Raw genomic sequence first — 20,666 nt, forward strand, 5'->3', positions numbered from 1 at the left:
ATTAAAGAAAAACCGAAACTACATTTAAAAATTTGATGACTAAAAGCAAAGCAAAAAAAGAAATTGAAAGACAATATAGCTTATTTTGGAATGGTTCTTTCAATGCTTTTTCATTAAATAGTGATTTAGAAGGTTCTCTGAAATATCTTAAATTAGAAAATGAAATTGCTATCAAAAGACATATTTCTAATTCAGGTTTGACAGAAAAACAAATTATTGCAAGTGAAGGTTATTTGAGAGATGAATTAAAAAAAATTGACCAATATCCGAAAACCATTACACCAATGATTTTAGTTTATTTAACGTCAACTTTTGAAATTTTTCTGAAAAGTATAATTAGAATATTATTAAAATTCAATCCTGAACCGATTAAGAATAACGACAAAAAAATTCCTCTTCAAACGATATTAGCAAGTTCTGATTTAGATGAATTATTGGATTTAATTTTGGAGCAAATTACTCACGATTTAGGATACAAGAATATTTCTGAACAAATATCATATCTGAATACCAAAATAAATATAAATCTATCTTTTAAAAAACTGAAAGGTTTAATAGCAAATCGAAGATTTATCAACATCGAAGAAATTCAAGAGATTTTTTTAATTAGAAATTTAGTTCTTCATAATGGAGGAATAGTAAACAAACAGTATCTAAATCTCACGAATAGACAAGAATATAAAGAAGGAGAAAAAATTGAAGTTACGAAAGACGATATACAAAATTATTTTACGACTATTTTTCACGGAACTTCAGCAATTTCTAGACAAAGTAAATTATATATAAAGGAATTTAAAACAAAATAACTATTGCCAACAACGTGTATAATTCATTGCTAGTTATAGCCTACTTACGAAAGTCCTCGCGGACTTTCTATCTGTGATTTATTTGCTAACTTTAGTGCTGAAACACGCAACGAAATCATACACGTATTCCAAGATCAAATCCTAATAAAATTTAGTTTTTATTTTAAGCAGCATAATTTTGAAGAACAACATACGGTGTTCCTCTTTTAACTACTGCAAAAGCTCTCGCTATTAGTTTGTTTCTAACATTATTTATTGCTAACATTTTATCTTTTCCTTCTGCTAACTTTTTTTGATAATACAATTTTAGTTCGCTATCATGTTGTATTGCAGAAACACTTGCCATACTTAGTAAACTTTTCATCTTTCTATCTCCTAAATAATGACATTGTTTTCGTCTATGAATACTTGTACCAGAGCGATGCTCAAAAGGTGCAGTTCCACAATAACTGGAGAAAGCACGCCAACTTTTAAAACGTGTAAAGTTACCTGTATGATAAATTAATTGACAAGCAACCACAAGACCAATCCCTTTCATACTTTTTAATAATTCGTAGTTTTTACTCATAGAAATATCATCAAAAATTATTTCTTCAATTCTAATTTCTATTGCCTTTACTTGCTTAGATAAATAGTCAATACTTCGCTTTAAACTGATACAACCTAAATCTGTTGTAGAGCTTGTTAAAAGCTCTTTCATCTCTTTTAAAGTACCTTTTAAACCCGCGTTATTTCTAACTAACTGATCTCTTAAAGCTAACAATCTACCTAACTCTAAATGAGAGCTACTTTTAACAGTACTTGGAGTTAACTCTTCTCTGTAAAGCCAACCATATCTTGCTATTACTTGAGCATCTAGTTTATCTGTTTTCTCTTTTACAATCCCTGAAGAACGCTTAATTTTTAACGGACTTTCCTCAACATAAACTACTTTCTTACTATGCAAATAAAGCGCAAGTTTTAAGGAATAATAACCTGTATTCTCAAAACAATAAAAAACAGCACTTTCTTTTGTTGCTTGTAAAACCCATTTTAAGAGGCTTTTGTAACCAACTAAATCGTTCTTAAACTCTTTATGAACTTGGGCATGATAACAATAAGCATCAATCGTCTTTTTTGATACATCAATTCCTACTACTTCTCTGTAATTTTTCATATTTTTACAATTAGAGTGAATAAATATGTTGCAAAAACTACTTCCTTTATCGGGATTTTTTAAACCTGGTATTCCAAATGGTTCTTTGCAACTTTATAACAACAGAGGACTCGTACGTGTAAGGGAACTACAATTCTAAAACACGTTATAGTTCTCCTCTGTTATTACATAAAGATATTTATTACAAACTAAAGAAACACGTTAGCGAAAAATAACTACAACAACTTCGCCATTGCAGTTTTAATAATTTCTATATTTTTTTCTCTGTTAGGTTGTTCAGCTTTCTTTTGATCTTGAATCATGTTTCTCATTAAGTTGATAACAACTTTATCAAAATTAAAACCTTTAAACTGCTTACCCTTTACAACCATATCGTCCACAACATTTTGTATAGCTACAGAGTTATTACTTTCAGAAATTTGTTTAAATGCTTTTTGAAATAAGACCTTATTTACATCATCTCCTGTTAAAAACATACCTTCTAAAACATTTTTTGCAATAAATGGCAACTCTGTTGTATCTTTTTCTTCAATAAATATTCTTGTTAAAGGTGTTGCTAAAATTTTTCTAACTTCATCTGGTAATTCTTTAGATTTAACAAAAGCTGCTTGCTTATCTACATAATACAAAGAAACCAAAGATTTGCCTAGAACAGAATAGGATTTACTTTGTAAGCCTTTTTCAAAAATAGGTTTTAATTCGGGGTCTGTTAATTTACCAAGTGTATGTATTGCTTCTGCTTGCACAAGTGTTTTTACATCAGAATTTGCCATTTTCATAATTTTTCTAATCGCATTTTTTTTAGAAGACTTATTTATTAAATCAATTTTTTGTAAAGCTAAAATTCTAATTTTATAAGAAACATCATCTAGCGCATTTACGACTGCTTCAAAAGCAACTTTATCTGTTTGCCTTATTGCAACTTCCAACAAAGCTTCTCTTCTATGCGCATAGTTATCTGCATTTTCTAATTGAAAAATATAATCACTTAAAACCTTATTTTCATTAATTTCACAAATTAAAGATCCGTCTGCATTTACTTGAATTAAAGTTGGTTGTTTTGTGTACGAAAAGGTAAAAGAAGTATCACTTGCATCTACAAAAACTTGATGCCTTGTTCTTTTTTTACCCTCAAAAACATCTATTGCAAAAGGAAATTTAAAAGTTTTTGATTGTAACTGAATAACATTTACAGTAACAGTTTTACGTAAAGTATTATAATCATAAGAGATTTCTATATTTGGATGCCCGTTATTAAAATACCATTGATTAAAAAACCAATTTAAATCCTTACCAGTTACCTCTTCAAAAACTAATCTTAATTGGTGTACTTCTGCCGTTTTATATTTATACTTAGTTAAATATTCTTTTAAACCTAAGAAAAAAGCATCGTCTCCCAAATAGATTCTTAGCATGTGTAAAATTGCACCTCCTTTATTATAACTTACTAAATCGAACATTTCTTCCTTGTCGTCATAATTATAACGAACTAAATGTTTATCACTATCATTTTCACCATTTAAATACGCTTTAACTTCATCATATAAATGCATTTCTGCATTTACTTTTCCGTATTTATGTTCTCTCCATAAGAACTCACTATAATTAGCAAAAGACTCATTTAAAGTTAGGTTAGACCAACTTTCTGAAGTTACTAAATTCCCAAACCAATGATGAAAAATTTCGTGGGCAATTGTGTTTTCTTGTACATTTTCATCTATTAATTGCCCTGGTTTTTGATATGCTTTTTCTCCATGAATTACAGCAGTAGTATTTTCCATTGCTCCAGAAACATAGTCTCTACCAACAATTTGGCTGTATTTATTCCAAGGATATTCTACACCCAATTTATCAGAAAAAAAACCAATTATTTCTGGAGTTAAACCAAAAATAGCTTTTGCATAAGGGGCAAATTCTTTTTCTACATAATAATTAACAGGAATGTTTTTATAGGAGTCTTTGATAATTTCATATTCACCAATTCCCATAAAAAATAAATATGGAGCGTGTTTTTTATCAAACTTCCAATAATCTGTTCTATTAGTACCATTTTTGGTTTTACTAACCAATTCTCCATTAGAGAGCGTTGTATATTTATTTGGAACAGTTATATAAATTTCTTGTGAAGTTTTTTGGTTTGGAGCATCTATGGTAGGAAACCAACAACTACTAGCCTCTGTTTCTCCTTGTGTCCAAATTTGTGTTGGTTTATTTTTATCAGATCCATCTGCATTTATAAAATACAATCCTTTAGCTTCTTTAATTGCAACACTACCTTTTTGATACACTTTTTCTGGTTGCGCAGTATATTTTATATAAATAGTAAACTCTTCGTCTTTTTTATATGTTTTAGGTAAGTCGATAATCAATTTTACTTTGTCATCATAAAAATAATTTAAAGCAATATTGTTTATAGAAATTTGATGGATCAACATTGCTTTAGCATCTAAAGTAATAGCGTTTGAACTGTAAAAATGTGGTTTTGCAGTTACCCAAGCTTCACCATTCATCGTTTTGTTTTCAAAATTAAAATCAACCTTTAATTTTGTATGTACTAAATCATGTGTTTTTTCTCTTTCAGGCTGATAAGTTGTACTCTGTGCAAAACTAATTAAACTTACACATATAAAACAAAACACTATTATTTTCTGAAACTTCATAAACATCATTATCTTCTAAAATCAAAAATACTAAATATGAAGATAGAAGCTGTTAATGAGCAGTTAAAAATAATATTCCTTTAAAAAAAGAAAACCTATAATCTCTTTAGAAATTATAGGTTTATTAATTTAATGGAATTTAAATTTTTATTTTCCTTGAAAAATACCGCTAAAGCCTTTTAAATTTTCAGCATCCATTTTTACACTATTCATCATTTCAATTACTTTGGCTGGGTTCATATTCTCTCCCAGTAACCTTGCTACTCCAACTCCAGCTTCTTTACTGTAACCAAACGCAATTACTTCATCTATAGAATCTGTATCGCCAGTATAATAAACTTTTACATTCATCCCTTTTGCCTTCATAGACATTAGGTTTTTGTAATCATCATTATCAGTAAATATTTTTTTTAACTTTGTTTTTTCTGCCTCATAAGCCGTAGAATTATCTGCTGTTTTTGGTAAAAAGGCAATATTAATTTTCTTAATACTTTTAATTGTTTCTTTTACATCATCAGAAACATTTGCTTTTGCACTTAAAACAGAACTAACAGGTAAATCTCCTGTGTAAAAACCTTCTTTTCCGCTTGTGTCTACTAAATAACTCTGTAAAGATTTTTCGTTTTTACAAGAACTTGCAAAAAGCACTAAAAACACTAAAGAGCAAATGGTGGTTAATTTTTTCATTATATAAGTTTTAATGATTAATAGAGAGGTTTATTATCTAAACCTCTCTGTTTAATCTTGGTTTTACTTTTTATCACTTTTCTTCACAAAAGTATCAGCTAAATCAGACATTCTATTAATATCTATATTACCAGTTAAAGAAACTATAACAGATTCTGATATCTTATTTGTTTTTTTACTTATCCCTTTTATAAACATTAAAACTTCACTAACATAATCTTTATTCTTGGTTGCTTTAACATAAATTTTAACTTTAGAATCTCCTTCTTTAACACGCATTAACTCTGTTAAGTTATGCTTTTTAATAGCTGAATTAGCCATTACTTCCATTTTATTAGCAACATTCATATTTTCTGTAGAAAATACTTTTAAACTTTTAAGATCTTGAATCATCTCAAAAACTTGCATTGCTTCATTATCTTTAATTTTTTCTGGTTTAAACTTAGATAAAAGGTCGAACATATCTTTGGTAACTACTACCATATCTACGCCATCTGTATCTTCTAAAGTATCAAAAAACGATTGTGCATTGGTTACCATTGGTGTAACTACTAACGCTATTAATAATATTATTTTTTTCATAATTTCTGTGTTTACTTGGTTTAATAATTTTTACTTGGTTTTATTTTAATATCTTATTAACTGAATTCTCATAAGTATATAAAGTTGCTACTGCCTCTTCTCCTTTTCTTAAATTGGTAGATAATAACATTAATCCTTTACTTACTTGTGCATAAATTTCTTCTGCTTGTTTTTTCTGCTGATAATTATCATACTGATTTTTACCAATGAAAACACTAAACAAAAGCATTACCGATGCTGCAACAGATAACCATTTAAAGTTTCTTGTTTTAGATTTCTTAGGTTCTAACTCAATGGTTTTTGTATACGTTACATCTTTAGCAGTAGTAAAATAAGTAAACATGTAAGCATACTGTTCTAAATGCGGTGCAACAATACCTTCTGTAAAATAGTTTTTTAAGGTTGCTTCTTCTTGCAAAGTAGTTTCTGCGTCTAAATATTTTTCTACTAATTTTTCTATGTTAGCTAACTCCATAGTTATGTTTTTTAATTAATTCTTCTCTTATTGTTTTTCTTGCTCTAGATAAAGCTACTCTTACTGCTGTTGGTTTCATATCAACCATTTTACAGATCTCATCAAAATCATATTGTTCAATATCTCTTAATTGAATTATAATTTTTTGTTGTTCTGGTAATTTTTCAATCAATTGGTGTACTTGGTTTACACTGTCTTGATATTCTAATTTCTTATCTAAAGACGTTTCTTTCTCTTTATAATTACTATGAACTAATGTTAAATTACTTGCTTGTTTACTTTTTAAACGATCATAACAATAATTTTTAGTCATTGTCATTGCAAATGCTTCAACATTTTTATAATCAGCAATTTTTTCTTTACTTCTCCATAATTTAAAGAACAATTCTTGGGTAGCATCTTCAGCTTCTTCTGTAGAAACTAAAAGTCTTTTTGCTAGCCTAAAAACTTTGTCTTTAAAGGGTAAAACAACTTTTAAAAAGTCTGATTGATTCATTTTTATTTTATTTGTTTTCTAATATTTTTAGATCTCTAATATCAGGTTACATAATTACGACGACACATAATATGTTTTGTTACATTAGAATGTAAAAAAAACACTATTTATGTTTATTTTGCGTTAAACTTACTACATAATCAGTTTATAATATGAAGTTTCATTTTTGGTCTAAACTATTTTTTATTCTATTTATATTAAGTTTTTTTCTTATTGTACTTCAAAATCTGAAGATATCCCTGTAGATATTGAAGTTAATGATTTTGTTTGGAAAGGCTTAAATGCGTATTATTTATGGCAAAGTGATATTCCTGAATTAGCAGACCTTCGTTTTAGTAATCAAACTGATTTAAATGCTTTTTTATACGGTTTTGCTTCTCCAAAAATTTTATTTGAAGATTTATTAAACAAACCTACAGACCGTTTTTCTAGAATTTTTGATGATTATATAGCTTTAGAAAACTCAAAACAAGGTATTACTCTTAATAATGGAATGGAGTTTGGGTTAGTTGAAAATGCAGATAATTCTGGAAATGTTTTTGGTTATGTAAGATATATAGTTCCAAACTCAGATGCTGCCATTAAAGGAATTAAAAGAGGTCAACTTTTTAATACTGTTGATGGCACTCAACTAAATACCAATAATTATATCAATTTATTATTTAGCAATAACACTACATATACTATTGGTTTTGCTAACTACAATAATGGAGATCCAATAACTAACAGAAACAGCGAAACTTTAGTAAAAACAGAAATTCAAGAAAACCCTGTTGCCATTTCTAAAGTTATTACAGATGGTAGTCAAAAAATTGGTTATTTAATGTACAATCAGTTTTCATCTACTTTTGATGGTGAATTAAATGAAGCTTTCGCGGGTTTTAAATCAGAAAACATCAATGATTTAATCATAGATTTAAGATACAATAGCGGCGGTTCTGTTAAATCTGCTACTTATTTAGGAAGCATGGTAACCGGACAATTTTATAACGAGTTATTCTCTAAAGAATCTTGGAATGAGAAGGTAAAAGCTGCCTTTAACCCTACTTCTTTTATTAATAATTTCACAAATCAACTTTTAAATACTAATAGTAATGGCAATATTATTTTAAACGAAGCTATACATAGTTTAAGTTTAAATCGAGTTTATTTTATAGTAACTAAAAGCACCGCTTCTGCATCTGAATTAGTTATAAATTCTTTAAGTTCTTATATAAATGTACATTTAATTGGCACAAGAACAACTGGAAAGCAAGTTGGTTCTATTACGCTATATGATTCAGATAATTACAGAAGAAACGGTATAAATTTAAACCAAAATCATACGTTTGCATTACAGCCTTTAGTTTTTGAAATTTTTAATAATGATAATGAAAATCAACCAAATGGTTTTTTACCAGGCACCACTTTACCAGGCATTGAGTTAAGTGAAGATTATAATAATTTAGGTATTTTAGGAGAGCGCTCAGACCCATTACTAGACAGAACTTTAATTTATATATCAACAGGATCAAAAACCAACCGTAAAACATTTAAAAATAAATTATTAAATGAATTTTACAATTCCAATTTAGCGAAGCCAATTAAAGATAATATGTTTGTAGATTTAAAGAAAAAATTATAAGTTTAATTTTTCTACATCTTCAATACCCTCTTCAATTTCTTTATCAGTTAAAACGTCTGGTCTAAACTCACTCATTAATTCTTCTCTTTTAGATTTTGCATATCTAAAACCAGATTTCCACCATTTACGCATTAACTTTTGGTCGAAAACCAAAGAATTTGTAGTCAATACTGTTGGAGTATAATATAAATTTAGCTTAACGTTTTTATTGTTAGCTGCCAATTTACCGATAGTAATATTATGTCTTTCTACATGAGTTAGCATAAAATCAAAAACAGTAAATAACAACGAAAAAGGGTTTTTAGAAGGTACTTTATTTATTTGTGAAACTTCTGTTTCTAAAATTATTGCATCAATTTCTGTTGCTCCTCTTAAAATTGCTTCTCTAATTGGCACTAAAGAACCGAAACCACCATCTGCGTATTGGCAATGGTCTTTTTCTAACAAACTCATAAAAGGAATATAATTACAAGAACCCCAAATCCAATCTGTAAAATCTTCATATGTACAATCATTACTAGATTTGTACTCAATTTGATTAGCCGTTAAATTAGATACAGTTACAACAACCTCCTTATTGTTTTCTCTAATTTTATTATACATTTCTTTGGTAACATTATTTTTAATTAAACTTTTTAAATTTTTACTTTCTCCAAAAGTTTTTCTTCCTAAAATTAAATTCCAAAGAGTATTAAAATGACTAATACTTATTACTTTTTCGCCAGCAACTTTTTTAATATTAAAAGGATTATTACTAAAAATAGTATCTTGATTTACGTTTGTGTATAAAACTTTTAACTCATCTAACATTCCTAAAGCTAAATGTGAAACCATTAAACTACCCGTAGAAGTACCAACAAATAAATCATAATCTCTATTTTCTTTCTTCATTAAGTACTGTGCAACACCACCAGCAAATGCACCTTTACTACCACCTCCAGAAATTACTAACGCTTTTTTCATTATCTATAAATGATTTGTTTAATTTAGTCGCATAAAAATATGAAAAAATGAAAAGAATATCAGTACTAATTTTTGCTTATCTTCTTATTACGTCTTGTAATAATGAATACAAACCTAGAAACATAGAATCTGTTGATGTAATAAAATTTAAAAAAGATAAATCTAGTATTAGAACAATTGTTTCTGTTGATAAAAATACAGTGTATTATGCAGGTTCAAAAGGTGATTATGGTTATACTAAAGATGGTGGAAAATCTTGGAGTACAGAATACATAAAACATCAAGACACTATAATACCACATTTTAGAAGTTTAACAAAAAATGGTAATGATTTTTTTGCGCTTTCAATTGCTCATCCAGCATTGTTATATAAATTATCTAACAATAACACCGAGCTAGTTTATAAAGAAGAAAATGAAAAAGTATTTTATGATGCTATTAAGTTTTTTGATGATGGGCTTCATGGTATAGCTGTTGGTGACCCAACCGAAGATTGCCCATCTATAATTGTAACATTTGATGGAGGCAATTCTTGGGGAAAAATCGAATGTTCTTCATTGCCAAAATTCGATGATGGTGAAGCTTTTTTTGCTGCAAGTAATACAAACATTAAAACAATAGGTAGTACAGTTTGGATTGCTTCTGGAGGTAATAAAGCAAGAATTTTAAAGTCTAATGATTACGGCAAAACATGGCAAACATTTAATACTCCAGTTATTCAAGGTGATGGTCCACAAGGAATTTACTCAATTGATTTTTTTGATAAAAACATGGGCATTGTAATTGGTGGAGATTATTCTAAACCAAAAGAAAACAAAGCGAATAAAGCAATTACAATAGATGGAGGAAAAACTTGGTCTTTAGTTTCTAATAACCAAAACCCAAGTTATAAAAGTTGCGTTCAATATGTACCAAATACACAAGGAAAAGAAATTTTTGCTGTTGGAATAACTGGTATTTCATACTCTAATGATAGTGGTAAATCTTGGAAAGAAGTTTCTAAAGATAAATATTATGCTATTGAGTTTGTAGATAGAAATACTGCTTGGTTAAGCGGAAATAAAAAAATAGGAAAACTCATTTTAACAAATTAACTTATAAATATCTTAACTGTGAAATTGATGTTTAAAGTTTTCTATACCATCTTTTTATTAGGCTCTCTACTACTCTTTTCTTGTAATAATAGATCAGAAATTAGTAGTGAGTTCAATTGTTCTTCTTCAAAACTTAAAAACCTTGAAAAAGTAACTGATGTTAAAGAACTATTTAGTATTCATCTTCCAAAAAATTGGAAAATTAATTTATATCAAGATAAATCACAATCGTCTATTTTTGCTGCAGACACTATTAAGGAATTAACAGAAACGACATTATTAGATATTACTTTTATTAAAAATAAAATAAATTTTAACGATGATTTTTTATTAAAACAAGAGCAAGAAAATTTATTAAAAAAATTAATTAGAATAAAACATAAAGAAATTACGTTTTTAAAACAGCCTTCAATTTACATTCATTATAAGGGCAAAAAAAGCAAGTTGAACTATCAAACTTATCATATTTTTATAAAAATAAATAAAGAGAATTTTATTTTTGCTAAAATAGAAATTTATGGAAATTCACTTGTAAATCAAAGAGTATGCAGTGCAATACAATTAATTGAAAACATTAAAATACATCAGTAAAAATGATTAACAAACAACATATTACAAATCGTTTTATAAAATACGTAACAATAGACACAGAATCTGATCCTAATAACCCTGATTTTCCAAGCACAGAAAAACAATGGAATTTGGCAAAAATTCTAGAAAAAGAATTAATTGAAATTGGTTTACAAGATGTAGAATTAGACAATAATTGTTATATAATGGCTACTTTACCTAGTAATTTAGACTACGAAGTACCAACAATTGGTTTTGTAGCACATATAGAACACAAGTCCAGATTTTACAGGAAAAGATGTAAAACCTCAAATTATAGAAAACTATAACGGAAAAGATATTGTATTAAATAAAGAAAAAAACATTGTTTTATCTCCAAATTACTTTGAAGATTTATTACAATACAAGGGGCAAACTATTATAACAACAGACGGTACAACACTTTTAGGCGCAGATGATAAAGCTGGTGTTACAGAAATAGTAACCGCAATGGAATATCTAATTAACAATCCAGAAATTAAACATGGTAAAATTAGAATTTGTTTTACACCAGATGAAGAAGTTGGTAAAGGAGCTCATTTATTTGATGTAGAGAAATTTGGAGCCAAATGGGCTTACACAATGGATGGAAGTCAAATTGGAGAATTAGAATACGAAAATTTTAATGCAGCAAGTGCTAAAATTACAATTACTGGTAAAATTGTGCATCCAGGTTATGCGAAAGGCAAAATGATAAATTCTATGCTAATTGCTAATGAATTTTTATCTGCTGTTCCTGCAGAAGAAGTACCCGAAAAGACTTCTGGATACGAAGGTTTCTTTCATTTACATGATATGAATGGAAATGTTGAAGAAACAACTTTAGAATATATTATTAGAGATCATGATTTAGATTTGTTTGAAAAGCGAAAATATTTAATGCAAAAAATTGCATTTGATTTTAATGAACGTTTAGAGCAAGAACTAATTAAAGTTGAAATAAAAAATCAATATTTTAATATGAAAGAAAAAGTTACACCGGTTATGCATATTGTTGATATTGTTGAAGAAGTTATGAAAGAAATTGGTATTACTCCTTTAATTAAACCTATTAGAGGTGGAACAGATGGATCTCAACTTTCTTTTAAAGGTTTACCATGTCCAAATATTTTTGCCGGTGGTCATAATTTTCATGGTCGGTTTGAATACGTTCCAATAGAATCTATGATAAAAGCAACTGAGGTAATTGTAGGTATAGCTAATAAAGTTTCAAAAAAATATAAATAAAAAACTCCAGGAATAAAATCCTGGAGTAAATAATTATATTAAAACTTTTTTAAATAAAATCCCTACATTCTAAATCAAAAAGCAATATGGTGCAATTTTAATTAAAATATTTAATTAAAGAAAGCAACAATAACTCTTTAGGTGTTTTTCTTTAAGATAAATGAGGGTTTTTCCCTTTTATATTTTCATAGTATGCATAGAAAAATTTAAAATCTTTTTCTTTATCATCTGTCGTAAAATAAGGTTTAGAAATTTTTATTATTTTATTTTCAAAATCTAATGTTGCCATAACTATCGGAACATTAGCTCCTTTTGCAATATAATAAAATCCGGTTTTCCATTTTTCTACTTTTTTACGTGTTCCTTCTGGAGATAAACCTAATTTAAATTCTTCTTTTGAGTTAAAAATATCTACAATTGCATCTACTAAATTGTTGTTTTTTGTTCTATCTACTGGCGTACCTCCTAACCCTCTAAAGAAAAAACCAAAAGGTCCTTTAAATAAAGAGTTTTTTCCAATAAAATTAACCATAGTTCCAGAAGACATTCTTGCTAGAATTGCAATCGGAAAATCTTGCCAACTTGTATGTGGAGCAGCTATAACAACATATTTTTTATGTTCTTTAGGAAAATCATTTTCCATTTTCCATCCTAAAATTGTATATAATATAAATCTTGCAATTCCTTTCATCTTCTGTTTTAAAAACGATAAATTTAAGGACTTAATTTGATATGATGAACGATTTAATTATTTACTTCATAATTGCACTGATTTTTAGCTTTGTAGGGCTTTTTATTGGTAGAATTTTAACAAAATTAAACTTCGAAAAAGAAAAAGTAAACCTAGAAAAAGAGAAATCAGTATTAAAATTTGAAGTTTCCAAGCTTAATGAAATACTAAAAAGTACAGAAATTACAATATACGATTTACAAGGTGAATTAAGACACATTCAAAAAGAAAAAGAATACTTAATTTCAGATAAAACTCGCTTAGAAATAGAATTTAAAAACGCTACAGAGAAACTAGTAACTAATAAAAGTGAAATTGAAAAACTACAAGAAAAGTTTACCAATAATTTTGAAGTTTTAGCAAATAAGATTTTAGAAGAAAAATCTAATAAATTCACTATTCAAAATAAAGAAAATCTAAAGATCATATTGAATCCGCTTCAAGAAAAAATTAAAGTTTTTGAAGATAAAGTAGATAGAACACATAAAGAAAGTATCGATTATCATGCCGCTTTACGACAGCAAATTTTAGGGTTAAAAGAGATGAATTTACAAATGAGTAAAGAAACGGTTAATCTTACAAAAGCTTTAAAAGGCGATAGCAAAACACAAGGAAATTGGGGGGAATTAGTTTTAGAACGTGTTTTAGAAAAGTCTGGTTTAGAGAAAGATAGAGAATACTACATACAGCAAAGCTTTACCAATGAAAATGGCAAAAAAATTCTACCAGATGTTGTTATTCATTTGCCAGATAATAAGAAAATGATTGTAGATTCTAAAGTTTCTTTAACTGCATACGAACAATTTGTTAATGAAGATAATGAAACTTTAAAAGAGCAATTTCTAAAAGAACATGTTAACTCTTTAAAAAGGCATGTTGAGCAATTATCAGAAAAAAAATATGAAGATATTTATAAAATTGAATCCCCAGACTTTGTGCTACTATTTGTACCTATAGAACCCGCTTTTGCAGTTGCAATAAATTCTGACAATCATTTATACAATAAAGCTTTTGAAAAAAATATTGTTATTGTAACCCCTTCTACTCTTTTAGCAACTTTACGAACTATCGATTCTATGTGGAATAACGAAAAACAACAGAAAAATGCTGTAGAAATTGCAAGACAAGCTGGTGCTTTATATGATAAATTTCAAGGATTATTAAGTGATTTGACGAGTATAGGAAAACGAATTGATGACAGTAAAAAAGAATATTCCAACGCTATGAACAAACTTTTTGAAGGAAGAGGTAATTTAATAACTTCTGTAGAAAAGCTAAAGAAAATGGGAGCCAAAGCAAAAAAAGAAATTCCACAAAATATTATTGATAGAGCAAAAGAGGATTAAACTATATTTTATTTATTTAAAATTTACATAGTAATTTTTTTACTAAAAAAGCATCAAGAATAAACTTGATGCTTTTTTATTTTATTTATGCGGAATTATTTTCCTTACATTACAAATAATCTTTTAGAACTCATCATATCAGAAACTCTTTCTCCAATTGATTCTAAAGCAGTTTCATTAGCTGCGTTTGTAATAGCTTCATCAATAAAATTAACAACAGCAACCATATCTTCTTCTTTTAAACCACGAGTTGTAACTGCAGCAGTTCCTACACGAATACCAGAAGTTATAAACGGGCTTTTATCATCAAAAGGCACCATGTTTTTGTTTACAGTAATATCTGCCTTACCAAGCGCTATTTCAGCATCTTTTCCAGAAATGTTTTTGTTACGTAAATCTATTAACATACAGTGGTTATCTGTACCTCCAGAAATAATATCATATCCTTTAGTAACAAATTCTTTTGCCATTGCAGCAGCATTTTCTTTTACTTGTATTTGATACTCTAAAAACTCATCTGTTAATGCTTCTCCAAATGCAATAGCTTTTGCAGCAATAACATGTTCTAATGGTCCACCTTGATTTCCAGGAAAAACTGCCGAGTTAATTAACGTAGACATTTTCTTTAATTTCCCTGATTTTAATTTCAATCCAAACGGATTTTCGAAATCTTTACCAATCATAATCATTCCTCCTCTTGGTCCACGCAACGTTTTGTGAGTTGTAGTAGTAACTATATGACAATGTGGTAAAGGATCGTTTAAAATACCTTTAGCAATTAAACCTGCAGGATGAGAAATATCTGCCATTAAAATTGCACCAACACTATCAGCAATTTCCCTAAATTTTTTAAAATCTATATCTCTAGAATATGCAGAAGCACCAGCAATAATTAACTTAGGTTTGTGTTCCTTAGCTTGTTGCTCTAAATGGTTATAGTCTATTCTCCCAGTTTCCTTTACAACACCATAGAAAACTGGATTGTATAATTTACCAGAAAAATTTACAGGAGAACCATGAGTTAAATGACCCCCATGAGATAAATCAAAACCTAAAACTGTATCTCCAGGATTTAAACAAGCTGCATAAACAGCTGTGTTTGCCTGAGAACCAGAGTGTGGTTGAACATTTACATATTCTGCACCAAATAATTCTTTTGCTCTATCAATTGCTATTTGCTCAATAATATCTACAACTTCACAACCTCCATAATATCTTTTCCCAGGATATCCTTCAGCATATTTATTGGTTAAAACAGAACCTTGAGCTCTCATAACTTGATCACTTACAAAGTTTTCTGAAGCTATTAATTCTAATCCGTTTAATTGTCTTTCGTTTTCTTCCTGTATAAGGTCAAAAATTTGATTATCTAATTGCATAGTTATTATTTTAAAACAAGGTTCAAAAGTAACGAAAAACAATTATCTATATTCTCGTTTTTATAAAAGTTAATAACTTTTTTAGAATTTTATAGTATTAAAAAAAGTGGTGTTAAAATTGAATTTTTCATTGATTTTTTGTTGAAAAGTGGCAAAAAATTATGTACGTTTGAAGAAATATAAAATTATAAAATGATTATAACAGCAAATAATCCTAATAGAAAATCTTGGTTAAAAGTTAATGAAGATTCAGACTTTCCTATACAAAACATTCCTTTTGGTGTTTTTATCACTAGAGATGATATTATTACAATTGGTAGTAGAATCGGTGATTTTGCTATAGATTTAGGCGCTTTCCATCAATTAGGTTATTTTGAAGGTATCCCTTTAACAGATGATATTTTTTTACAAGATAATTTAAATGATTTTATAGCTGATGGTCGTAAAACTTGGCGATTAGTTAGAAATAGAATTGCTGAAGTTTTTGATGTAACAAACGGATCTTTAAGAGATAATGCAAACCATAAAGATAAAATTATCTTTAGAATGGAAGAAGTAGAAATGCTACTACCAGTTTCTGTTGGTGATTATACAGATTTTTATGCAAGTAAAGAGCATGCTACAAATGTAGGATCTTTATTTAGAGATCCAGAAAATGCATTGTTACCAAATTGGTTGCATATACCTATTGGTTACCATGGTAGAAGTTCATCAATAATACCTTCTGGCACACCAATTAGAAGACCTTATGGACAAACAAGACCTGTTGAAGGTAGTAATACTCCAGGATTTGGACCAAGTAAGTTATTAGATTTTGAATTAGAAATGGCATTTATTACAACAGATGCTAATGTTTTAGGCGATAGAATACCTATTGAAGAAACAGAAGAGTATATTTTTGGATTAGTACAATTTAACGATTGGTCGGCTAGAGATATTCAAGCTTGGGAATATGTGCCTTTAGGCCCTTTCTTAGGTAAAAATTTTGCTTCTACTATTTCTCCTTGGATTGTTACTTTAGATGCTTTAGAACCTTTTAGAGTAGATAACCCAAAACAAGTTCACGAACCTTCACCTTATTTAAAACAAGAAGGAAAAGGAAGTTATGATATTCATTTACAAGTTGGAATTCAGCCAGAAAACGGAGAAGAAACTGTTGTAGCAAATTCTAACTTTAAATATATGTATTGGACTATGGCTCAACAATTAGCACATCATACTGTAAATGGTTGTCCGGTTGAAGCTGGAGATATGATGGGTTCTGGTACAATTTCTGGGCCTACAAAAGATAGTTATGGTTCTATGCTAGAATTAACTTGGAGAGGTCAAAATCCAATTAAATTAAAAGATGGTACAGAACGTAAATTTATTAATGATAACGATACTGTAATTATGCGTGCACATTGTAAAAATGATAAAATTCGTATTGGTTTTGGTGAGTGCGTTGGTAAAGTTTTACCAGCAAAATAATTTATTTATACAAAATACAAAGCTTCACAAATTGTGGAGCTTTTTTTGTTAAAAGAAATACCCAAAATTAGTTATTGACTTTTATGTTATAAAAAATTACTTTTATAAGATGAAAAATACAATCCCGTTTCTATTCCTTTTTTTAAGTTTAATAAGTTTTGGACAAGGAAGAATACAGTCAAAATCAATTAATTCAGTTTATATTAATAATAATGTAAGCTGCAACTACTCTACAACTTTTAAATATCAATTAGTAGATGCTGGTTATGGAGAAAGCCCAACTGCACTTAAAATGGGTTTTGTAAATACAACAATTACAGAAATAACCTTTAAAGGATATAAAGCAACAGAAATTTTAAATGAATTAAGTTTCCCCATAAAGGCTAAATTACAGGCTAATGTAAATGGAAGTGTATTTATAAAAAAAGGAAGTATAAATATTTCTACAAACTTTAATGAATCTGCTGTTAGTGATGGAGGTTTAGATACTTTTGATTTTACTAAGAATTTTACACAGCAAATATTTTCTTCTTTTGGAAAAGAAGTAACCTATAATGATGTAACACCAAAAGCTACTAATATTAAACTTTCTAATATTGCTTTAAATAAATTTTGGGACATAAAATTTAAAATGGACACCAAAATTAGAGCGTTAGAAAAAGAGAAAGCAAATAAAAAGAAGAAGCAAAAAAATGAAGTTACTAAAAAAAGATTAGAAAATAAATCTACTTCAAATAGTAAAGTAACTGAAGTATTAGCTACTAATAATAAGAATTCTTTTAAAAATACACCTAGAGAAACAATTTATCAAAAGAAACAACGATTAGCTAAAGAAGCAAGTGATAGAAAGAGAAAAAGAGAGAAAGAAAACTTAGATACCGCAAATAAATTTATTGAAGGGCAAAATAGGAAAATGGAAATAATGGAAAAAGGATTTGATGACTTACAGACTAAGTTAACCAATCAAATTGAAACCATATTTTCAAACATGGAAAAAGAAAGAAACTTTAATTCTAAGATTAGTTCTTTAACTAGTATTAAATCTACATCTATATCATCTATTATTTCGGAAAGCAAAGAAAAAAGTAGGGCAATAAATTCACTATATAATAAAAGATCTAATGAATCTTTAAATGACGTTGCTCAAAAAGGAGCTCAATTAATTGGAAGTTCTAAAAATGAAACTGAATTAGCAATTAGTACTGGAGCAACATTATTGACTTCTGTTTTAACAAAAAATAAAATTGAAAAAGATAAAAGAGAAGCTCAAAAGAGATTAGAAGCAGAAAAAAAGCAAAGATTAATAAATTAGTTACTTTATTTAAAAACAAAATAATACCAGTTAAAAATAAATATAAAAATTTAGCAGCTTATGCAATTTCTGCAGAGAATGAAGAATACTATGTAAAGCAATACAAGTACTATAGTTGTATTATAAATAATGCATATTCGGCAATGCAAAGTAAAGCCGATTGTATAGAACCAAATAAAAAATCAATTAATAGTTATAAGAGCTATACAGGTGTAAATTATTACAATACTTATAAGAGAAAAGCTAAAAGTAATATAGATTTTATAAAACCAAATGCTGAATATTTTTTAGATCTAGCAATAGAAAAAGAGCCTGAAAATGCTGAATGGATTTATGAAAAAGCAAAATTCGCTGAGTTAAGTTTATATAATTATGAAAAAGCAATTATTTTAAAAAAAGCAAATCAAATTGCTCCTAGTAACTTAAAAATTAAAAAAGCTTATGATAATGCTTTTAAAAGAGTTCAGTTTTTTGAAAAAGCAAAAATAATGGCTATTAAAAATCATATTGAAAAAAGGACTGATTATAACTGGAACTCTCACAGTAATTTAATGAGATATAGTTATAACAATAAACAAGTTTTTTTAGATTCTATAGGTAATGTTGTTTTAGATTTAGGAGATAAATATTACTTTTCAAATAATAGGTTTTACAATAATAATGATGAATTTAACAATGGTTTACTAAAAGTTAGAACACAAGTTAATCAAAAGTCAAATAATAACAGAAATGGCACTTCTATAGTTCAATCTAGTTATTATAGTTCAAAAAATTCTAGGTACGGTTTTCTAGATACAAACGGAAAAATGAAAATCGAAAACAAATATCACGATGCTAGTAGTTTTTCTGAAGGTTTAGCTGCCGTAAAAGATCCAATTACTAACAATTGGGGATACATAGACAATAAAGGAAATATTAAAATTCCGTTTACATATAATAAGGCGCAAAAATTTTCTGAAGGTTTAGCATTTATTAAAAAAACAATAAGAGATGAAAAATATATTTTAGGAGGTAATTTACTACGAAAAGGAAAATACAAAGCTGCATACATCAATAAGAATAATGAAGTTATAATTTCTGAAAAATTTGATACAGGTACACCGTTTAAAAATGGATTAGCAAAAGTTACAAAATATGCAACCAATGATTCTTTTATGGGTGGAGGAAGTGATAAAACTTATTATATAGATAATACTGGAAAAAGAATTAATAAGAAAAATTACGATAGAGTAAAACCTTATAACAACAAAGGTTTTGCTGTTGTAGGGAATGAAAAATTAGCAAGAGGAATGAGATGGTTTATAGTAAACCGAAATGGAGAAAAACAACATAAAGGAACTTTTGAAAATGAACCAAAATTTATAAATGGTATCGCAAAAGTTAATATTGGAGGTTTAATTAATAGAAAATATGTAAATATTGATGATACTGGAAAAATAATCATTGAAGAAGAAAAAGATAATATTGAAGATTCTAAAAAAATAATAAAAGAGCTAAGTAAAACACAATCTGTAAGTGAATTAGAAACGTTACTTAAAAGTAATTTTGATATTGTAAATAAATCTGGAAATGGTTATAGGATTAAAAAAGGCGAAAATTATGGTTTTATAAACAATAAAGGTGATATAATTATTCCTGTAGAATATAAAAGACTTGGTTTTTTCCATAACGGTCTTGCTGTTTATACAAAAAAAAGTAAAGGAGCATTTATGAAGTGTGGTTATATTAGTGAGATTGGTAATGTTGTTGTAAAAGAAAAATATGGCGAATGTGGAGATTTTTCAGAAAGTACAGCAGTTGTAGCTAAAGTTAGTCTTCTTGGTAGAAAAGTTGGTTATATAAATATTAATGGAAAAACGATAATACCTTTTAAATTTTATACTGGTACCTCTTTTAAAAATGGAAGAGCCCAAGTAAATGATGGTAATTTCAATAAACCTAATGTGTATTTTATTAACACTAAAGGTCAAAAGATTAATTAATTTGTAATAATTAAAAAATAAATACACCTAAGAAAAAACAAAGATTATATTGATAATTACGGCACTTT

Annotated in this window: 17 protein-coding genes and 2 pseudogenes; 10 read left to right on the plus strand and 9 right to left on the minus strand. The window is 27.9% G+C overall.

All coding sequences use genetic code 11. From position 1 onward, the window contains the following. Window positions 1-35 precede the first annotated feature (35 nt). Window positions 36-806: a hypothetical protein gene (locus N5A56_RS06325; RefSeq protein ID WP_265724732.1), complete on the plus strand. Its 771-nt coding sequence runs from the start codon at window positions 36-38 to the stop codon at window positions 804-806. Between the two features lie 163 nt (window positions 807-969). On the opposite strand, the gene N5A56_RS06330 is transcribed toward N5A56_RS06325, so the two are convergent. The 6 genes from N5A56_RS06330 to N5A56_RS06355 all read right to left on the minus strand — a co-directional run bounded on the left by N5A56_RS06330 (window position 970) and on the right by N5A56_RS06355 (window position 6,862). After that, complete coding sequence (locus N5A56_RS06330; RefSeq protein WP_265724292.1) at window positions 970-1,962, minus strand: IS110 family RNA-guided transposase; 993 nt, start codon at window positions 1,960-1,962, stop codon at window positions 970-972. A 215-nt stretch (window positions 1,963-2,177) separates the two neighbouring features. Next, the gene (locus N5A56_RS06335; protein WP_265724733.1) at window positions 2,178-4,622 is read right to left on the minus strand and encodes a M1 family metallopeptidase; all 2,445 of its coding nucleotides are present in this window, start codon (window positions 4,620-4,622) and stop codon (window positions 2,178-2,180) included. A gap of 147 nt (window positions 4,623-4,769) precedes the next feature. Continuing rightward, on the minus strand, window positions 4,770-5,309 hold the full coding sequence (locus N5A56_RS06340; RefSeq protein ID WP_265724734.1) for a DUF4252 domain-containing protein: 540 nt from the start codon (window positions 5,307-5,309) through the stop codon (window positions 4,770-4,772). A gap of 63 nt (window positions 5,310-5,372) precedes the next feature. Further along, on the minus strand, window positions 5,373-5,891 hold the full coding sequence (locus N5A56_RS06345; RefSeq protein WP_265724735.1) for a DUF4252 domain-containing protein: 519 nt from the start codon (window positions 5,889-5,891) through the stop codon (window positions 5,373-5,375). 40 nt (window positions 5,892-5,931) lie between these two features. After that, entirely contained in the window at window positions 5,932-6,366 is a 435-nt protein-coding gene (locus tag N5A56_RS06350; protein WP_265724736.1) for a hypothetical protein, read from the minus strand. Further along, a complete protein-coding gene (locus N5A56_RS06355; RefSeq protein WP_265724737.1) occupies window positions 6,353-6,862 on the minus strand; it encodes an RNA polymerase sigma factor in 510 nt (169 codons plus the stop codon). The genes N5A56_RS06350 and N5A56_RS06355 overlap by 14 nt, the downstream gene beginning before the upstream one ends. Window positions 6,863-7,109: 247 nt before the next feature. Here N5A56_RS06355 and N5A56_RS17700 point away from each other — a divergent pair. Then, window positions 7,110-7,283 (plus strand): annotated as a pseudogene (locus N5A56_RS17700) (S41 family peptidase); the annotation flags it as partial. A gap of 72 nt (window positions 7,284-7,355) precedes the next feature. Beyond that, window positions 7,356-8,486 carry a S41 family peptidase gene (locus N5A56_RS06360; protein ID WP_265724738.1) on the plus strand — a complete coding sequence of 377 codons (1,131 nt, stop codon included), beginning with the start codon at window positions 7,356-7,358 and terminating at the stop codon, window positions 8,484-8,486. Here N5A56_RS06360 and N5A56_RS06365 read toward each other — a convergent pair. Next, window positions 8,481-9,449 (minus strand): patatin-like phospholipase family protein, encoded by a 969-nt coding sequence (locus N5A56_RS06365; RefSeq protein WP_265724739.1) that lies wholly within the window; start codon window positions 9,447-9,449, stop codon window positions 8,481-8,483. The two genes, N5A56_RS06360 and N5A56_RS06365, sit on opposite strands and share 6 nt — an antisense overlap. A gap of 47 nt (window positions 9,450-9,496) precedes the next feature. Here N5A56_RS06365 and N5A56_RS06370 point away from each other — a divergent pair, with 47 nt between their 5' ends. From N5A56_RS06370 to pepT, 3 genes and pseudogenes are all read left to right on the plus strand, one after another. Next, window positions 9,497-10,543, plus strand: coding sequence for an oxidoreductase (locus N5A56_RS06370; RefSeq protein WP_265724740.1), 1,047 nt, complete (start codon window positions 9,497-9,499; stop codon window positions 10,541-10,543). 27 nt (window positions 10,544-10,570) lie between these two features. After that, on the plus strand, window positions 10,571-11,134 hold the full coding sequence (locus tag N5A56_RS06375) for a hypothetical protein (protein ID WP_265724741.1): 564 nt from the start codon (window positions 10,571-10,573) through the stop codon (window positions 11,132-11,134). A gap of 2 nt (window positions 11,135-11,136) precedes the next feature. Continuing rightward, window positions 11,137-12,379, plus strand: a pseudogene (pepT, locus tag N5A56_RS06380) (peptidase T). 151 nt (window positions 12,380-12,530) lie between these two features. Here the strand turns inward: pepT and N5A56_RS06385 are convergent. Next, a complete protein-coding gene (locus N5A56_RS06385; protein WP_265724743.1) occupies window positions 12,531-13,070 on the minus strand; it encodes a 1-acyl-sn-glycerol-3-phosphate acyltransferase in 540 nt (179 codons plus the stop codon). A gap of 44 nt (window positions 13,071-13,114) precedes the next feature. On the opposite strand from N5A56_RS06385, the gene N5A56_RS06390 reads away from it, so the two are divergent. Further along, window positions 13,115-14,455 carry a DNA recombination protein RmuC gene (locus N5A56_RS06390; RefSeq protein ID WP_265726099.1) on the plus strand — a complete coding sequence of 447 codons (1,341 nt, stop codon included), beginning with the start codon at window positions 13,115-13,117 and terminating at the stop codon, window positions 14,453-14,455. A gap of 104 nt (window positions 14,456-14,559) precedes the next feature. Here the strand turns inward: N5A56_RS06390 and glyA are convergent, their stop codons facing one another. Then, window positions 14,560-15,834 (minus strand): serine hydroxymethyltransferase, encoded by a 1,275-nt coding sequence (gene glyA, locus N5A56_RS06395; RefSeq protein WP_265724744.1) that lies wholly within the window; start codon window positions 15,832-15,834, stop codon window positions 14,560-14,562. Between the two features lie 192 nt (window positions 15,835-16,026). Here glyA and fahA point away from each other — a divergent pair, with 192 nt between their 5' ends. The 3 genes from fahA to N5A56_RS06410 all read left to right on the plus strand — a co-directional run bounded on the left by fahA (window position 16,027) and on the right by N5A56_RS06410 (window position 20,598). Next, entirely contained in the window at window positions 16,027-17,304 is a 1,278-nt protein-coding gene (gene fahA, locus N5A56_RS06400) for a fumarylacetoacetase (protein WP_265724745.1), read from the plus strand. Window positions 17,305-17,413: 109 nt separating this feature from the next. Continuing rightward, window positions 17,414-18,616 carry a hypothetical protein gene (locus N5A56_RS06405; RefSeq protein WP_274270274.1) on the plus strand — a complete coding sequence of 401 codons (1,203 nt, stop codon included), beginning with the start codon at window positions 17,414-17,416 and terminating at the stop codon, window positions 18,614-18,616. 143 nt (window positions 18,617-18,759) lie between these two features. After that, window positions 18,760-20,598 (plus strand): WG repeat-containing protein, encoded by a 1,839-nt coding sequence (locus tag N5A56_RS06410; protein ID WP_274270275.1) that lies wholly within the window; start codon window positions 18,760-18,762, stop codon window positions 20,596-20,598. Window positions 20,599-20,666: the final 68 nt, after the last annotated feature.

The organism is Polaribacter ponticola (assembly GCF_026191475.2).
In the GTDB taxonomy this organism is placed as follows: domain Bacteria; phylum Bacteroidota; class Bacteroidia; order Flavobacteriales; family Flavobacteriaceae; genus Polaribacter; species Polaribacter ponticola.

What these genes read in the sequence shown, in the direction of transcription:
- N5A56_RS06325 (WP_265724732.1), top strand. Translation starts at nt 36, where the DNA reads ATGACTAAAAGCAAAGCAAAAAAAGAAATTGAAAGACAATATAGCTTA.
- N5A56_RS06330 (WP_265724292.1), bottom strand. Translation starts at nt 1,962, where the DNA reads ATGAAAAATTACAGAGAAGTAGTAGGAATTGATGTATCAAAAAAGACG.
- N5A56_RS06335 (WP_265724733.1), bottom strand. Translation starts at nt 4,622, where the DNA reads ATGAAGTTTCAGAAAATAATAGTGTTTTGTTTTATATGTGTAAGTTTA.
- N5A56_RS06340 (WP_265724734.1), bottom strand. Translation starts at nt 5,309, where the DNA reads ATGAAAAAATTAACCACCATTTGCTCTTTAGTGTTTTTAGTGCTTTTT.
- N5A56_RS06345 (WP_265724735.1), bottom strand. Translation starts at nt 5,891, where the DNA reads ATGAAAAAAATAATATTATTAATAGCGTTAGTAGTTACACCAATGGTA.
- N5A56_RS06350 (WP_265724736.1), bottom strand. Translation starts at nt 6,366, where the DNA reads ATGGAGTTAGCTAACATAGAAAAATTAGTAGAAAAATATTTAGACGCA.
- N5A56_RS06355 (WP_265724737.1), bottom strand. Translation starts at nt 6,862, where the DNA reads ATGAATCAATCAGACTTTTTAAAAGTTGTTTTACCCTTTAAAGACAAA.
- N5A56_RS06360 (WP_265724738.1), top strand. Translation starts at nt 7,356, where the DNA reads ATGGAGTTTGGGTTAGTTGAAAATGCAGATAATTCTGGAAATGTTTTT.
- N5A56_RS06365 (WP_265724739.1), bottom strand. Translation starts at nt 9,449, where the DNA reads ATGAAAAAAGCGTTAGTAATTTCTGGAGGTGGTAGTAAAGGTGCATTT.
- N5A56_RS06370 (WP_265724740.1), top strand. Translation starts at nt 9,497, where the DNA reads ATGAAAAGAATATCAGTACTAATTTTTGCTTATCTTCTTATTACGTCT.
- N5A56_RS06375 (WP_265724741.1), top strand. Translation starts at nt 10,571, where the DNA reads ATGTTTAAAGTTTTCTATACCATCTTTTTATTAGGCTCTCTACTACTC.
- N5A56_RS06385 (WP_265724743.1), bottom strand. Translation starts at nt 13,070, where the DNA reads ATGAAAGGAATTGCAAGATTTATATTATATACAATTTTAGGATGGAAA.
- N5A56_RS06390 (WP_265726099.1), top strand. Translation starts at nt 13,115, where the DNA reads ATGAACGATTTAATTATTTACTTCATAATTGCACTGATTTTTAGCTTT.
- glyA (WP_265724744.1), bottom strand. Translation starts at nt 15,834, where the DNA reads ATGCAATTAGATAATCAAATTTTTGACCTTATACAGGAAGAAAACGAA.
- fahA (WP_265724745.1), top strand. Translation starts at nt 16,027, where the DNA reads ATGATTATAACAGCAAATAATCCTAATAGAAAATCTTGGTTAAAAGTT.
- N5A56_RS06405 (WP_274270274.1), top strand. Translation starts at nt 17,414, where the DNA reads ATGAAAAATACAATCCCGTTTCTATTCCTTTTTTTAAGTTTAATAAGT.
- N5A56_RS06410 (WP_274270275.1), top strand. Translation starts at nt 18,760, where the DNA reads ATGCAAAGTAAAGCCGATTGTATAGAACCAAATAAAAAATCAATTAAT.